Here is a 13,956-nt window from a genome sequence, read left to right on the forward strand (position 1 = left end):
CCGGCTGCCCCCTCGCAATACCCTTAATTTTTTCATCTCCATTATTGATAATGGTTATCATTCGCAATATTATACCTCTGCGGCCCCGGCAGCGGCTGCGATCCTCTCCAGCTTAATGGGCAATACAACGATCGGCCGCCTTTGGGCGGCCCTATTCGGAGGCGCATGGTCGACCATACTCGGAAGCATCGAAAGAAGATTTTGCAAGCGGCGGTGAAAACGCGACGCGCCGGCCTGACGTTCGCGCCGGCATCGCCAGCCACTTCGCCCTTTATCGGCCAGCACCGCCAGACGCAAGCCGTACTGATACACCTGATCGGCCATGATGACGCCCAGGAGGAACATGAATGAACCTGCAGCCCTTTACCGCCATGCTGATGTTCGCCTATGTGCTGCTGATGGTGCCGCTGCTCTACGTCATCGACAGCCGCCTGAGCGCCAGCAAACTGGTGCGCAAAGCCACGCAAAATCTCATCATCATCGCCTTGACGCTGTTGTTCTTCAGCGCGATGACGCTGCTGTATTGACGCTTCCGCGGCTGTAGGCGGCGGATGTTACCCGGCCTCCCGAGCGCCTGGCCCGCGGATATTTCCACAGCCAGCGCCCGCTGACCATGCGCCAGTAGAATAAGGCGCCGCGCACCGCCCAATCGAGGAACATCCCCAACCAGACGCCCACCACGCCCATGCCCAGTTCGATGCCCAACGCGTAGCCGGCCACCACGCGGCACCCCCACATGCCGAGCATCGTCACCCACATGGCGAAGCGGGCGTCGCGCGCGCCTTTCAACCCGGCGGGCAAGACCCAGGAAGCGGCCCAGATCGGCATAAAGGCGGCGTTGAGCCAGATCAGGGTTTTCACCACCGTTTTCACATCATCCTGCGAGGTATAAAACGCGGCGAACACCCCGGCCAGCGGCGCGGTGCCCCAGGCGATGGCGGTCAGCCCAAGGGTCGACAGCCAGAAAATATGGCGCAGCTGCCGCTCCGCCTGGCCGATCTCGCCTTTGCCGAGCCGCCGGCCGACGATAATGGTCGAGGCCGATCCCAACGCGTTGCCCGGCAGGTTGATCAACGAAGCGATGGAGAAAGCGATAAAGTTGCCGGCGATCACGTTGGTGCCCATGCCGGCGACAAACATCTGCGTCAACAGCTTGCCGCCGTTAAACAGTACCGACTCGACGCTGGCGGGAATGCCGATCCCCAGCACTTCCCACAGGATGCTCATTTTGAGCGGCGTGAAATAGCTTTTCAACGTGATGTGCAGCGCCGGATTAAAGCCGATCGCCAGCACGTAGAGGATGGCGATGGCGCCGATATAGCGGGAAATCGTCAGCCCCAGCCCGGCGCCGACGAACCCCAGGCCATGCCAGCCCAGCATGCCGTAAATCAGGATGCTGCTGATGATGATATTGAGGATATTCATGCCGCCATTGATAAGCAGCGGGATCTTGGTGTTGCCCGCGCCGCGCAGGGCGCCGCTACCGATCAACGCAATCGCCGCCGCCGGGTAGCTCCACACCGTGGTTTGCAGGTAAGAGAGCGCCAGCGCTTTCACCTCCGGCGAGGCCGCGCCGGCGATCACATCAATGATAGGCTCGCCCGCCAGGTGAATGCCCGCCGCCAACAGCAGCGCCACGCCGGTCATCAGCACCAGCGACTGACGCGCCGCCGCTCGCGCCCGCCGGCGATCGCGCTTGCCGAGGCTGAAAGCCACCACCACGGTGGTGCCGAGATCCACCGCGGCGAAAAAGGCGATGATCACCATGTTGAAACTGTCCGCCAGCCCCACCCCGGCCATCGCCTCTTTGCCGAGCCAGCTCACCAGAAAGGTGCTCAGCACCCCCATCAGCAGGACACAGGCGTTCTCCAGAAAGATGGGCACCGCCAGTGGCGTGATCTCGCGCCAGAACAGCACGCGGTAGCTTTTCCGTTTGGCGTACCAGCGCGTATTTTCCACGCGCTGACGCAGTGCGGCATACAGGTTCAAGATGGGCTCGATGGGTAAAAGTGAAACATCATTTCAAATGATGATCGATAAATCGTTATCCTGCAAAGAATTTTGGGGCGCCCATAACGCGCGCCCGAAAGGCATGCCGACGCGCTACTCCATGTAATCTTCCTGATCGGCCTGCGCCGCCGCGATAAAGCGGGCGGTGCTGCGGCTGAGCGCAGCGCATTTTTCCGTCAGCAGCTGATTGTCCTGTTGCAGGGTCAGGTAACGCGCCTGGGTAAGCGCCGGCAACTGCCGATACCCTGCCGCCTGCGTGTCCCAGCCGCGGCGCTGCGCCGCGCGCATTGCGGTGCGCTGCAGCTTCACGTCGTCCGGTATCTCGCTGCGCCCGCAGTCCACGCGCAGGAAGTGTCCGCCGGCCAGCATCGAAGCGATGTGATCCAGCTGCGCCTGCAGCGGCGGCGCCGGTTTATGCGCCGTCTGCTGACAACCGGCGAGCAGCAGCAATGCCACCGCGCCGCAAAGAGACGTGCGAAACAGAGTCAACATGGGGGCTCCGGGAAAACCTGTGGGTGATGAGATGATCTTAGGTGAGCGGACGTCGGGCGGCAAGGCGAGCAGCACGCGCGGCCCGCTTAACGTCGGCCGCTGCTGACCTTGGTAGCGCGGGCGGGGTTGCCGGCGACGAATTCCAGCGTGGGGGAATAGTAAAACGGCAGCCAGGCGTTATAGCCGCTCTCCCACTCCCATTTGACCGGGCAAGGCCACAGCATGTCTTCATGCAGGATGTAATAGATCCACCGCCCGGGCGGGCGGCGCGGTTTGCGCGTTTTCATAGCGGGTTCGACGGCCTGATGGAATGCGATAGGGTCAACTGCTGCATTTTACCGCGATTTTCGCCGTGGGGACAGCCTGCATTGCCGGCTTCGCCCCAGCGCCGGCAAGCGCCCTTTATTCACCGCCGCCTGCCGGCGCGCCGCTCTCGCCCCCCAGCACCACTACCCTGTCGGCCGAGTCGATGGTCGACTTTCTGTGGGCGACGATCACGCGCGTAATATTCAGCGAAGATATCGCCCGGTTGATCGCCGACTCATTCTCAACGTCCAGATGGCTGGTCGCTTCATCCATAAACAGCACACTCGGGCGGCGATAGAGGGCGCGCGCGATAAACAGGCGTTGCTTTTGCCCGCCGGAGATGCCGTTGCCCAACTCGCCGATCAGGGTTTCGTAGCCCATCGGCATCTGCATGATTTCATCGTGGATATTGCTGTGTATCGCGCAGGCCATGATCAGCTCTTTATTGGCATTGACCTCAAACCCGCTGATGTTTTCCGCAATGGACCCGGAGAACAGCCGGTCGTCCTGCAGCACGCAGGCGATCGCGTTACGGTAGTTATTCACCCCGACTTTATGGATATCCATCGCGTCGGCCAAAACCTGGCCGGAAGTGGGGCTGAGCAAACCGCACATCACCTTCAGCAAAGTGGTCTTGCCCGCGCCGGAGGCGCCCACGACGGCCACGCTTTCGCCGGCCGCAATGCGCATGTTCAGGTCTTTGAAGATCGGCCGCGACAGCGCGTCATATTGATACGTAAGATTTTTTACCTCAATGGCAATCCCCGTGCCCGAGGGGAAAACCTGTCGCGGCGCGGACTCCGTCTCCGCATCGGTAAAGACGATGTCGGATATCCTCTCATTGTGCAGCGACAGCATGCGCAAGCCGATCGCCAGGTCGATCAGGCTCGAGGCCCGCTGAGAGAACTGGCCGCGATAGGCATTGAACGCCATGAACATGCCGAGCGTCATGGAATTGTCGATGACCATCATGGCGCCAAGCCACAGGATCGCCACCTGATCGAGCGTCGTGATAAAGGTATTGATCCCGCCGAACATCATATTGAATCGGGTGATTTTGATATTGGTATTGGCGGCGTCGACGTTCAGATTGAGCCAATAGCTGGAGCGCGTTTCCTTGATGCCCAGCGCCTTGACGGTCGAGATGCCGTACAGCGTCTCCATGAAATGCGAGTTGGCCTTGGCCGCTTTGACGATCTGCTCCTCCGAGAATTGACGGTAGGTTCTGTAAGTCATCATCCTGATGAGGATGTAGATCAGAGTGAAGCCCGCCACGACCCAGACCAGCCAGCCGCCGTAGACCATCATCATCGCGAACAGCCCGACCGTCATGATGCCGTCGATGATCCCGCTGACGATATTATTGGTAAAGGTGGTTCTGATCGCATCCAGCGAGGAAAAGCGCGATTGAATGTCCCCCAGGTGCCGTTTTTCGAAAAAATCCAGCGGCAGCTTCATCAGGTGTTCAAACAGCGTCGTCTTCCACTGAATATCGGTCAGCGTCCCGAGCACGATGGAGATCCAGGCCCTGGCGATACTGACCACCGCGCGGAACAAGGTGAAGAAGATCAGCCCCAAACAGATGACCGTCAGCAGGCTGTAGTCATGCGCCTGAATGACATGGTCGGTCACCAGTTGCGTTCCCACCGGCAGCAGCAGGTTGACCGATTCGATGACTATCGATAACGCAAAGATCTTGAGCAGCGTCCCCGGCAGGCCCTCGATGTTTTTCATCAAATCCAGCAGGCGCAAACGGGTCTTGAGGGTCTCTTTTTGAAAGGCCCTGTCGGGCCACAGCTCCAACGCGATGCCGGTAAAGTGATTCGACATCTCCTGCAGCCCGATCACTCTGCGCCCGAAGGCCGGATCGTGAATGACAAAACCGGCGCGCTGCACCTTAACCAACACCACGAAGTGATTCATATTCCAGTGCAGTATGCAGGGCGTTTTCAGCTGATTGATTTCGTCGATGTCCAAGGACAAGGCGCGCGTCTTCAGTTGGATTTGCGACGCGATTTGAGAGATCGTCCCCAGGGTCGCGCCCTGGGTGGAAATGCCGAATCGCTGCCGCAGGCTCAGCATATCCACATTAAACCCGTAATAGGAAGCGATCATGGCGAGGCACGCCAGGCCGCATTCCGATGACTCCGACTGCAAGATGCTCGGCACCCGCTTGCGCAGTGAGAATGTTAACTTCTCGTTGATCCGTTCAAAGAGATTATTGTCCTTCATCGACTCGCCCCACGACGCTGTTTTTTATGTCATACAAAGGCGCGATCGCCCACTGATAAAGCGGTTTCTTATCCAGGAAGACGATGACCCTGGCCTGCAGCCCGCTGCTGATTTCGAGATATTTGCCTTTATCGCTGAATTGCGTGTCGCTGATGGACGCCAGCACTTTGTAGTAGGCGTTCCTTTCCCGTTTATTTCCGCTGCTGTATTCCGACATTTCCTGCGGGGAGGCGGGGACCGACGAGATGGATTCTATTTTTCCCGGAAACTGACCGAATTTATCCGACGGGAAGGCTTCATAGCGAATGTTGATGCCATCGCCGATTTTCACGTAGGGCAAACTGTTATTCGGCAGCCATAGAACCAGATAATATTTGATGTTATCAATCGGTTTGATTTGCGCCAGACTGCTGCCGCTCTCGACCACCTGCCCGGCGGTCACGCTCAGCGACTCGATTTTCCCCTTGAGCGGCGCTTTGATAATGACCTGGCCGCCGGCATTGGACTCCGCCAGCTGGCGTTGTAAATCACTGCGTTGCGATTCGCTTTGCGATATCTGATTGTCGTAATCGGCGGCGCGAATCAGCAAATCGCTGCGCAACTGCGACAGTTGAATATTTTGCTGGATCTTTTGGCTGTAGAGCGCCTGATACGAGCTTTGCTGTTGTTGAAAGAGCGAGCGCTGATAATTTAACTGATCTTTGGTGATCAGGCCTTTCGTCAAATAGTGTTCGTAATTTTTCAGGCTATCGCGCATTTTATCCATCCCCTCTTTGGCGCTGAGGTTCAGTTTCTCGGTTTCTTTATAGGCGTTTTCATAGCTATTGATCTGTTTGCGCAAATTATCCAGCATGGCGGTTTTATTTTTATTCAGCTTGCTGATTATCGAATCCAGATTGCTAATCTGTTTGCTTATTTCGCTGGCCGCGATATGGCTGACATTGCCGGACGTGGTGCTTCTCGAGACATCAATAATATACAGCGGCTCGTCCTTTTCCACGACGTCACCGGCTTTATGGAATGCCTGGCTCACGTAGCCGTATTGGGAGGAAAACACATTGGTGGAATGCGGGATGCTGATCACCTCGCCTTCAACATCGACCCGGCGCGTGTACTCGCAAAAATAGAGTGCGCCCGCCAGGATCAGAATAAAAATGAAACAGGTGGCGGCAATCACATGGCTCGACGCGCCAGAAATTAACAGCGCCCTGCCGGTCCATCTTTGACGTTGATAATTGACCGCCTCCTGGCGGAAAATATTCCTGCTCTTATTATCACTCATAGGAAGAACCTGCGCTTGCCTGACCGGGAGACAGCCGCAGCGAGAACGCTGCGGCTTTGGACCGCGTATGGATTTAGCTGATGGTGCCGTTAATCAGCCCATCGAGGCCTTTTTTGGAGTATTCCAGCGTGGTGTCCCAGCCAATAACGGCTGCGGCCACGCCGCTGGCTACGCCGCCCAGGATGCCGCCGGCGACCATGCCGACGCCCTGGCCAATCGAGCCGACGCCCAGCAGGCCGCCGCCGTCGCCGCCGTGCTTACCGCCGATGACGGCGCCCGCCATGCTGCCCACGGAGGCGCCCAGAGCGATGGATGAAACGGCTTCCGCGGCATTGGAGACGGCGCTGCCAATCAGCCCCGACAGTCCATTGCTCATATCCCAGGAATAAGCGCCTGACACTTCATTCATTTCGATAACAGACAGTTCTTTCATTGGTTAATCTCCATATTTAAACGGACAAACACTGCCATACATGCGTGTTGTCATTGCATTGGCATCGGCCTGCAGCGCCTGATGCCACCAATAATGTCGCGCGAACAGACGACATTATATTTTTAATAGGGGTCTCTTTAATTCTGCGTAATGGTGAATGTCATCACCGCGTCGGCCTGTCCGGGGCTAATGGCTCCCGTTTGCTTATAGCGCGCCATCAAGGGGATCCTGATCTCTTTTTCAGCCGCGGTGTGGTAATTGATCGGTCTGGAAAACGTTAATGGATTACGGTTCTCATCCAACACTTCCACGGCGACGCCCTTCGCCGCATCGGCGCCGTCGGCGATATCAATCATTCCCACGCCTGGCGAATTTCCGGCCGCCTCGAACGTGACCTGAACCGGAATATTGTCCTCCTGACATTGCAGAACCACGGAAAAATTGCGTTCGGAAGACGCCGCCGTGCTGCCGACGCCGTTAAACTCGCTGCGTTTAGGGCTGCCCAGATTTACCGTTTGATTTTTATAGTTCAAATCAACCAGGCAACTTTTCTGAATGACCTTCATGCCGGAAATACTGATATCCAAAATGGAGGTCGAATCCAGATAATATCTGGCGATAATTTTCCCGCCCATATCGCCGCCGGTTTTGATCGGGCCGGTTTTAATAAACGTCAGCCGAACATCGTTTCGATTGATCCACGGCGTCAGCAAGTTGGGCGAAATCGCCGTGTTGACGGGCACGTTCTTATTGCTCTGCCATAAGTCTGAAATCGTCACCCCCACGCCCTCGATGCCCGTTTCAAATACGCCGGGCAGCGCGCTCGGCGTCAGCGGCGACATGGAGCGATAGGCGACCGAACCGGAACAAAGAAAAGAAAACGTCGTGCCGTTAATGCTGTTCTCCGTTCGAACAGCCAACTGCTCGCCGACTTCAATGCGCGGATCCACGGCCAGCGTCAGCAATCCCATACGGGCGGTTTTCGCGTTGGTGGTACAGGTGCCGGCATAAACCGCCGTCGTGAGCGTCGCCAGCCACACCAGGGCGCCGTAACCGAATATCCTGAGAAAAACGTTCATTTTCACTCTCACTTAAAAGTCATGATGGAAATAGAGCGAGATCTATTGGCAAACGCCGTTTAGGGTTTGGAGACCCGCTGACGGCGGCTCCGCCGGCAACTGGTAACGGATGCGGCATTGGTTCTCGCCATTCCTGCCCCACTGCGCGATGAGCAGGCCCTTTTCCGCCATGCCGGTCAGATAGACCACGCCGTCGCCGCCGACCAGGAACGGCTGAGCCGCCCCCTCGGCAAGACGCAGGCTGGCGCCCAGCGGCAGGGGTGCCCCCTGCGAGTCCGTCACCTTCATCAAAATCCGTCTGCCGACGTTGGCTTTGAAATTCGCCCGGCTCACCGCGCCGCGAGTCGGCGTGACCGACTGGTTCGTCAACTCGAGATCGACATCATCCGGCAAGCTGTCGACATCGAGGCGAATCGAATTGTTGCGATAAGGCGTGGCGTAAGGAACGATCGCGTAGCCGCGCCAGTCGGTTTTCACCCCGACCTGATTGCCGACCGCCACATCGCTCGCGCCGGCCGCCTGTACCAGGGCGACGGTTTCGCCGAACGGTTGACCGAAGGTCACACCGTCTTCATGGGCGATCACCCCGCCCTTCACCCCGTAGTTGACGCGCTGTTGACTGCGATCGTAGGCGTAGCCCGCCGTGAGTTCGCCGTACGTCGCGCGCCAGTCGGCGTTGGCGTTGCCGCTGTTGCCCTGGCCCTGGCTGCCATACCCTTCCTGTACGCTCCAGCTGAGGTTGCCGCCGGCCAGCGCCGTGCCGTTGAGGCCCGCCGTATGGCTGGTATTGCCTTTTTTGCTGGTGTTGAGGTTGTAGGTGGCGTAGGTGTTGCTCAGCCATTTCTCTAATGGCACGCTGATGTTGAAAGCGAAGATCTGATCGCGATCGTAAATGCGCCCGCGGTTCGAATCGCCGTAAGTAGCCTGTGAATTCCGGCTGTAGCTGTAGTTAAAACCGTAGCTGATGCCATTCCAACTATTGTTGTAACCCGCGCTCAGCGACTGCATATTGCGCTCGGAGCCCCAATAGTCTTCGGAGACCGCGCTGAGTGAAAGCGACCCCGCCCCTTCCCATAAATTCTGGTTCAGCGTGATTTCGCCGCGATTTTTGCGGCGGTCTATCGGGGCGTAACGGTTGCCGCTGCGATAGGTGTCCAGCACTTCCTGCAGCCCATAGTAGCCGCTGGTCGAATAGCGGTAGCCGGCGATGGCGAAGTTCGTCCCCGTCTCGACGATATTTTTGCTGTACCGCACGCGCCACGACTGACCATCGCTTTTCGGTTGATGCTCCTGCTTTGCCCACGCCTGGGTGACGTCGGCCGACAGGGCGCCGAACTCGCCCAGGTTCTTGCCCAGACCCAATGCCAGCGATTGATACGGCCCGGCGAATTGGCCGCCGCCATACAGGGTGAAACCGGCGGGCAAGCCATAAATCAGGCTGGCCTGCGAGAAGATCTTTTTATCCACGCTGTGATCGTAAGTGCGGTATTGCCCCGAGGTCAGCGCATATTTCAGCCGCCCTTCGCGTTGCAGCACCGGCAGGCTGGCGAAGGGAACGGTCAGGTGCTGTTCGCTGCCGTCCGCCTCCTTGATAGTCACCTCCAAATCGCCGCTGCCGCCGGTCGGGTACATGTCCGAAATTTCAAACGCGCCCGGCGCAACGTAACTCTGGTAGATGACATAGCCGTTTTGGCGAATGACCACTTGCGCATTGCTGCGCGCGATGCCGCGCACCACCGGCGCATAACCACGCAGGCTTTCCGGCAACATGTCGTCATCGGAAGCCAGCTGCGCGCCGCGAAACGACACGCTGTCAAACACATCGGACGGGCTGCTGCTTTCGCCGAGCGTCAGCAAGCTTTTCAGGCGGATGATATTGCGCTGGGCGTAGGTATAGACGGAGTCCCAACGATCCTCCGACGCTCGCCCGCCGCCGGCGCTGTTGTAGCTCCAGGTGGTGTAGTTCCGCACTCGCCAGGCGCCCAGGTTGAAGCCCGGCCGCAGGTTGAGGTAATAACTGCTTGCGCTCTGGGTGAATCGATCGCGCCCCTTGCTGTTGCTGCCGGTGAAGCCATAGTTCAGCAGCATCGCCGGCAGGCCTTCATCCCATTGTTCCGGCGGAACGTATCCGCGCACCTTATTTTCCAACGCCGCCTGGGGGATACTCAGCATCAGGCGTTGGCGGTTAAATTGAAATTGCGCCGAGGCCTGCGGGATCGCGGCCAAATTCGCGCAGCGATCGGCACCGGCCAAACCGGGAAACAGCTCAACTTTCACCCCAAGCCGTTTCAGATCTTCCCGCGTCAGACAAGGCTGCAGATCGGCCTTCTCGTCGCTGCCGGCCCGCCGAGCGAACGACACCTCGCGCGTTTCCAGCAGCATGTCGTTCACCCAAATATCGACCCGATACGTGCCGGGAACCTGCTGGCCATTTTCAAAAATCGACAGATCGACGTGCTGCTGACCTGAGCGCCCGGTTTCCAGCAACGCCGGATTAAAATAGTCACGAGAGAAGGCGGGATTAGCCATGTTGCCGCATACCGCCGTTGTTGCCGTGAATAAGGCTATGCGTTTCAGCCAAGCATCCCGCTTCGCTAATATACGCTTTTGAGTTATCATTCATTAGCTCCATTATTGAAATGTTTTATCCCTCTGTCTGCCTTCCCTTACAGATTAAATACCTGACTGATGTTCTTTCCCTGTGCCGCCATAATCATTAATTAATTTCCAGCTTACCGACGTTGCGCCCGCCACGGGCAATGCAAACATTTCGCTGCTCATCGGCGCGATATACGCCACCTCTTTCATTTCCCGCCCCCCGATGCGGACATAATGAAAGTTCATATAATAAGGCGTTGGGTTGGTGAGTTTTAATTCTGAACCGACACGCTGCCATTTCAGCTGCTGCGTCACTTCTTCGGGCACCTGGCGGAGCAGCGGCGCCGGCCGATAAATCAATTTAATGCGGGTCTTGACCGCTATTTGCAGCGTATTCGATTTACCCGCCTGGGTTGTTGAAGGAATGGATTTAATATTCATCCAATACAAGCTTTCTTTATCTTTCGGTAAGTCATCGCCCACTTTCACGATGCGCAGCATATTTTCCTGGTTGCCGTCCAGCCGAAATAAAGGCGGCGTAACGATAAACGCGATTTTATCCACCCCGCTTTGTTGATTCTCCAGCCAGGACTGAATCAAATACGGTTCTTTATCCGGATTCTCCACGCTGATTGACGCTTCTTTTTTTCGCCGTTGAATATCACCCGCGTCCCGCCAATCACCACGCCGGCGTGAACCGTAGACGCAAACAATAAAATAATGAAAGCCGCTAAGGCGCCGTAGCGATTAAAACGCATAATATTATCTCCGAGGCAATACAGCCCGCTGTGAACCAGCGGGCAAGAAAATATTATCAGTTATAATTCAGCGTAAAGGTGGCGACGCTATTAGCTTTACCGGCGGTAACATCTGCCTGCGTGGAAATATAGCGGGCGGTAAAATCGAGGTTATTTTTCACGCCGCTACCGGAAGCCAACGGATAAGCCGTCGACGCCGTGTAAAGCGGCAGAACACTGTTAGAAATATCAGACAGTTGGATACCGACGCCGGTAGCGACATCCGTTTCCTGGGTCAGCTGCAATACGTTGCTGTCGCCGTTATCGGCCGCGCCGTCGAACTTAACGGTGGCGCTTTTTACCGTATCCGGACAATCGGTGACTTCCAGCGTGAATTTTGTCGCGCTGGACGTTGATCCCTTGCCACCCGCAAATGCCGTTCGGGCCACATCACCCAAAACAACATTTAATGGATTACTCAAGTCATTCGTGACCTTGCACGCAGCATCGACAATATTCCCGGTAAAATTAACCTGACCATCTGCTGCCAGAGCAGGTAAAGCGCTTGAACACGCTGCCGCGACAAATGCCAACATAATCACTTTTTTTCCATCATGGGTACTTCTCCTTTTGATTAGACAGACTTCAAAATATCCCCGCCACGGAGAACCCGGACAGGGAGAATAGGAGCTCCGCTCCTTTCACAGTTAATTATGCTTAGCTTTCCCCCTTTAGCAATACATAAAATCAATGTAAAGATGAGAAAAGATAATTACCCCAAATAGAATTAGCATCATTCTTAATTTTATTTTGAAAAAACCGCCAAATCGGCGTTTCTTGATTCAATCCTCTGGCCGCCAGGGAATTTATTCTCGCGCTATTCGAAGGCGCTTTCGCCAGATCCCCCTCATTTCCCCCTCAGCCGGAAAATCGGGCGACATCGCCGTAAAATGAAAGCCGGGCGATAAAACTCGCCCTGAAATAAATGACATTTATATTACGAAAGGCATCACGACGCGGCGGCAGCGAGAGGGGCGGAAAGAATAGGAAAAGCATGGCGATAGCGGTTTATCGAACAGGAGGGAGAATAAGGCATTCGCCGTTCGTGAAACCGGCGCGGTCATGTGACAACGAGAAAATGGCGTTACGCAGAAATATTCTGTCTGGCGCCGTTCACTATTTCGAAAACAAGGCGACAATGCGCTCTGTCGCGCAGAATAACGCATTGCCGCCTTATTGTTTTTCGGCGCCGCTAATTAATCGTCATGGCGATAATCTTCACCCAACCCTCTGCCAGGTAAAGTTTCACACGCCAGACCATCGCCCGCGGGAACGGCGGACGGATAGTTATCGTCAGGCGTGATAAAGACCGGTGTGGTCGCGATAAACCCATCGTTGAACACCGCCTCGATAAAGGTGGCCTCCCAGCCTTGCGCCGGGGCGGCCAGACGAAACTCGCCGCGATCGGCCTCCGCTGTAGCCAACGGCTCCGGGGTAAAGCGTACGCCGCACGAATAACGAAAATCTCGGGCCGTGCGGTTGTGCGCGCTCCAACGCCGCACGGTGGCCGGCGGTTCGGAAAAACGCAGCGTGCGCACCGCAGCATCCGCGGCGCTGCCTTGCACCTCGATCGTCGGCAACGCGATATCGCGCTGGCGGCGCTTGATCATCGCCAGTATGGCGCGTTCGGCGGCCGGCCGGCTTGCCGCGCGATCCCCGTCGGCAATCGCGCGCAGCGAAGCCTCACCCGGTGAGGCGCTGAAATAGAATCGCGTGCTGTCCGGCGGATAACGTTCGTCGCCGCTGGCGATGATGACATATTTCGCCGCCGCTGGCCGCTCACCCGCCGTCGGCGGCGGATAAGCGGTGGGATCCGCTATTTGCATCAGTTTGTCGAACGCCGGCGTCTCTATGCGCCGATCGATGCCGAGTTGGTAATAAGGATGAAACGCCAACGGCCAACGGCCGCCATACGTACGATAGGTATGCTTCAAGACCTGCCGCGCCGCGACCCCATCCGGGAACATGGCGACGACGGCATCGATGCGCTCATCCGACAATGACGCCAGCCACGCCGCGGTTGCGCCGCTCGCCGCGCCCGCCACGATGAATTGATCTATCCCCCATCGGCTCAATTCGCGCTGCGCCAGCGTCATGGTTTGCGACAAGGCCGCCGTCATGGGGATCGCCAGCGGCATCATCAAGTATTCATCCGCATCGTCCAGGAACAATCGCCAGCCTCGGGCCTGGCTGTCCTCCCCCGCACGACGCCGCCCCTCATTTTGATATTCCAGGTACGGATAAGGCAGCCGGTTGACGACAATCACGATGGTGTGACTTTCCGCCGCCAAGGCCGCCGGCGTAGCGACGGAAAACGCCGCATTTTGCTTGCCTGGCCCGCTCGCCCCTGCGGCGGCGCAAGCGCAGTCATCGCTCATCAGCACCAACGCTTTACGGGCAAGCGCCCCGTTGGGGATATAAATATCCACATCGTGCCACCATTGCGTCGGCCGGATGGCGTCTTGCGGCGACCAGGATTGCGACATCAACCGATAATGGCGTATCGACACGTCATGGCCGTTATCCACGCCCTTTAACGAATATGACAGAGGCAATATGGCCAACTGATTGTTATAACAAGGAATAACGGTGTGCAAGGCGGGATGTTCGTCCGCAAAGCAGCGGTCTTCCTCTGCCGCCATGGCCTGCCGGCCGCCGATTAAGGCCAAGCAAATCAGCGCGATGTATCCGATGCGTTTCAGCATTTTTTCCTCCCCCCTTTGTCCG

General features: G+C 57.1%; 12 protein-coding genes and 1 pseudogene. 2 read left to right on the forward strand and 11 right to left on the reverse strand.

Annotated elements, in window-relative coordinates; genetic code table 11:
- The first annotated feature begins 165 nt into the window (after positions 1 to 165).
- Positions 166 to 351: a hypothetical protein gene (locus tag ACORQT_RS15710; RefSeq protein WP_033643635.1), complete on the forward strand. Its 186-nt coding sequence runs from the start codon at positions 166 to 168 to the stop codon at positions 349 to 351.
- Positions 348 to 527 (forward strand): hypothetical protein, encoded by a 180-nt coding sequence (locus ACORQT_RS15715; protein WP_015378373.1) that lies wholly within the window; start codon positions 348 to 350, stop codon positions 525 to 527. Before ACORQT_RS15710 ends, ACORQT_RS15715 begins: the two co-directional genes overlap by 4 nt.
- Here the strand turns inward: ACORQT_RS15715 and ACORQT_RS15720 are convergent.
- From ACORQT_RS15720 to ACORQT_RS15770, 11 genes and pseudogenes are all read right to left on the reverse strand, one after another.
- Entirely contained in the window at positions 502 to 1,989 is a 1,488-nt protein-coding gene (locus ACORQT_RS15720; protein ID WP_444859234.1) for an EmmdR/YeeO family multidrug/toxin efflux MATE transporter, read from the reverse strand. The two genes, ACORQT_RS15715 and ACORQT_RS15720, sit on opposite strands and share 26 nt — an antisense overlap.
- A 114-nt stretch (positions 1,990 to 2,103) precedes the next feature.
- Positions 2,104 to 2,502 (reverse strand): type II secretion system pilot lipoprotein GspS, encoded by a 399-nt coding sequence (gspS, locus tag ACORQT_RS15725; RefSeq protein ID WP_033650789.1) that lies wholly within the window; start codon positions 2,500 to 2,502, stop codon positions 2,104 to 2,106.
- Positions 2,503 to 2,588: 86 nt separating this feature from the next.
- Positions 2,589 to 2,789: a hypothetical protein gene (locus ACORQT_RS15730; RefSeq protein ID WP_015378375.1), complete on the reverse strand. Its 201-nt coding sequence runs from the start codon at positions 2,787 to 2,789 to the stop codon at positions 2,589 to 2,591.
- Between the two features lie 115 nt (positions 2,790 to 2,904).
- Complete coding sequence (locus ACORQT_RS15735) at positions 2,905 to 5,040, reverse strand: peptidase domain-containing ABC transporter (protein ID WP_164057820.1); 2,136 nt, start codon at positions 5,038 to 5,040, stop codon at positions 2,905 to 2,907.
- On the reverse strand, positions 5,027 to 6,322 hold the full coding sequence (locus ACORQT_RS15740) for an HlyD family secretion protein (protein WP_164057819.1): 1,296 nt from the start codon (positions 6,320 to 6,322) through the stop codon (positions 5,027 to 5,029). The genes ACORQT_RS15735 and ACORQT_RS15740 overlap by 14 nt, the downstream gene beginning before the upstream one ends.
- 73 nt (positions 6,323 to 6,395) lie before the next feature.
- Positions 6,396 to 6,755, reverse strand: a complete 360-nt coding sequence (locus tag ACORQT_RS15745; protein ID WP_004935280.1) for a hypothetical protein — start codon at positions 6,753 to 6,755, stop codon at positions 6,396 to 6,398.
- Between the two features lie 137 nt (positions 6,756 to 6,892).
- Positions 6,893 to 7,834: a fimbrial protein gene (locus tag ACORQT_RS15750; RefSeq protein ID WP_033643645.1), complete on the reverse strand. Its 942-nt coding sequence runs from the start codon at positions 7,832 to 7,834 to the stop codon at positions 6,893 to 6,895.
- 42 nt (positions 7,835 to 7,876) lie between these two features.
- Positions 7,877 to 10,453, reverse strand: a complete 2,577-nt coding sequence (locus ACORQT_RS15755) for a fimbria/pilus outer membrane usher protein (RefSeq protein ID WP_164057818.1) — start codon at positions 10,451 to 10,453, stop codon at positions 7,877 to 7,879.
- A gap of 54 nt (positions 10,454 to 10,507) precedes the next feature.
- Positions 10,508 to 11,190 (reverse strand): annotated as a pseudogene (locus ACORQT_RS15760) (fimbrial biogenesis chaperone).
- Between the two features lie 56 nt (positions 11,191 to 11,246).
- Positions 11,247 to 11,765, reverse strand: a complete 519-nt coding sequence (locus ACORQT_RS15765) for a fimbrial protein (RefSeq protein ID WP_085058769.1) — start codon at positions 11,763 to 11,765, stop codon at positions 11,247 to 11,249.
- 660 nt (positions 11,766 to 12,425) lie between these two features.
- Positions 12,426 to 13,934 (reverse strand): PhoPQ-activated protein PqaA family protein, encoded by a 1,509-nt coding sequence (locus ACORQT_RS15770; RefSeq protein ID WP_164057817.1) that lies wholly within the window; start codon positions 13,932 to 13,934, stop codon positions 12,426 to 12,428.
- Positions 13,935 to 13,956 lie beyond the last annotated feature (22 nt).

The organism is Serratia sp. (in: enterobacteria), from assembly GCF_052400455.1.
GTDB classification, from domain to species: domain Bacteria; phylum Pseudomonadota; class Gammaproteobacteria; order Enterobacterales; family Enterobacteriaceae; genus Serratia; species Serratia ureilytica.

Excerpts from the sequence above, each read along its gene's own strand:
- ACORQT_RS15755 (WP_164057818.1), bottom strand. The coding sequence starts at position 10,453 with ATGATAACTCAAAAGCGTATATTAGCGAAGCGGGATGCTTGGCTGAAA.
- ACORQT_RS15730 (WP_015378375.1), bottom strand. The coding sequence starts at position 2,789 with ATGAAAACGCGCAAACCGCGCCGCCCGCCCGGGCGGTGGATCTATTAC.
- ACORQT_RS15745 (WP_004935280.1), bottom strand. The coding sequence starts at position 6,755 with ATGAAAGAACTGTCTGTTATCGAAATGAATGAAGTGTCAGGCGCTTAT.
- ACORQT_RS15770 (WP_164057817.1), bottom strand. The coding sequence starts at position 13,934 with ATGCTGAAACGCATCGGATACATCGCGCTGATTTGCTTGGCCTTAATC.
- ACORQT_RS15735 (WP_164057820.1), bottom strand. The coding sequence starts at position 5,040 with ATGAAGGACAATAATCTCTTTGAACGGATCAACGAGAAGTTAACATTC.
- ACORQT_RS15715 (WP_015378373.1), top strand. The coding sequence starts at position 348 with ATGAACCTGCAGCCCTTTACCGCCATGCTGATGTTCGCCTATGTGCTG.
- ACORQT_RS15750 (WP_033643645.1), bottom strand. The coding sequence starts at position 7,834 with ATGAACGTTTTTCTCAGGATATTCGGTTACGGCGCCCTGGTGTGGCTG.
- ACORQT_RS15740 (WP_164057819.1), bottom strand. The coding sequence starts at position 6,322 with ATGAGTGATAATAAGAGCAGGAATATTTTCCGCCAGGAGGCGGTCAAT.
- ACORQT_RS15710 (WP_033643635.1), top strand. The coding sequence starts at position 166 with ATGGTCGACCATACTCGGAAGCATCGAAAGAAGATTTTGCAAGCGGCG.
- ACORQT_RS15765 (WP_085058769.1), bottom strand. The coding sequence starts at position 11,765 with ATGTTGGCATTTGTCGCGGCAGCGTGTTCAAGCGCTTTACCTGCTCTG.
- gspS (WP_033650789.1), bottom strand. The coding sequence starts at position 2,502 with ATGTTGACTCTGTTTCGCACGTCTCTTTGCGGCGCGGTGGCATTGCTG.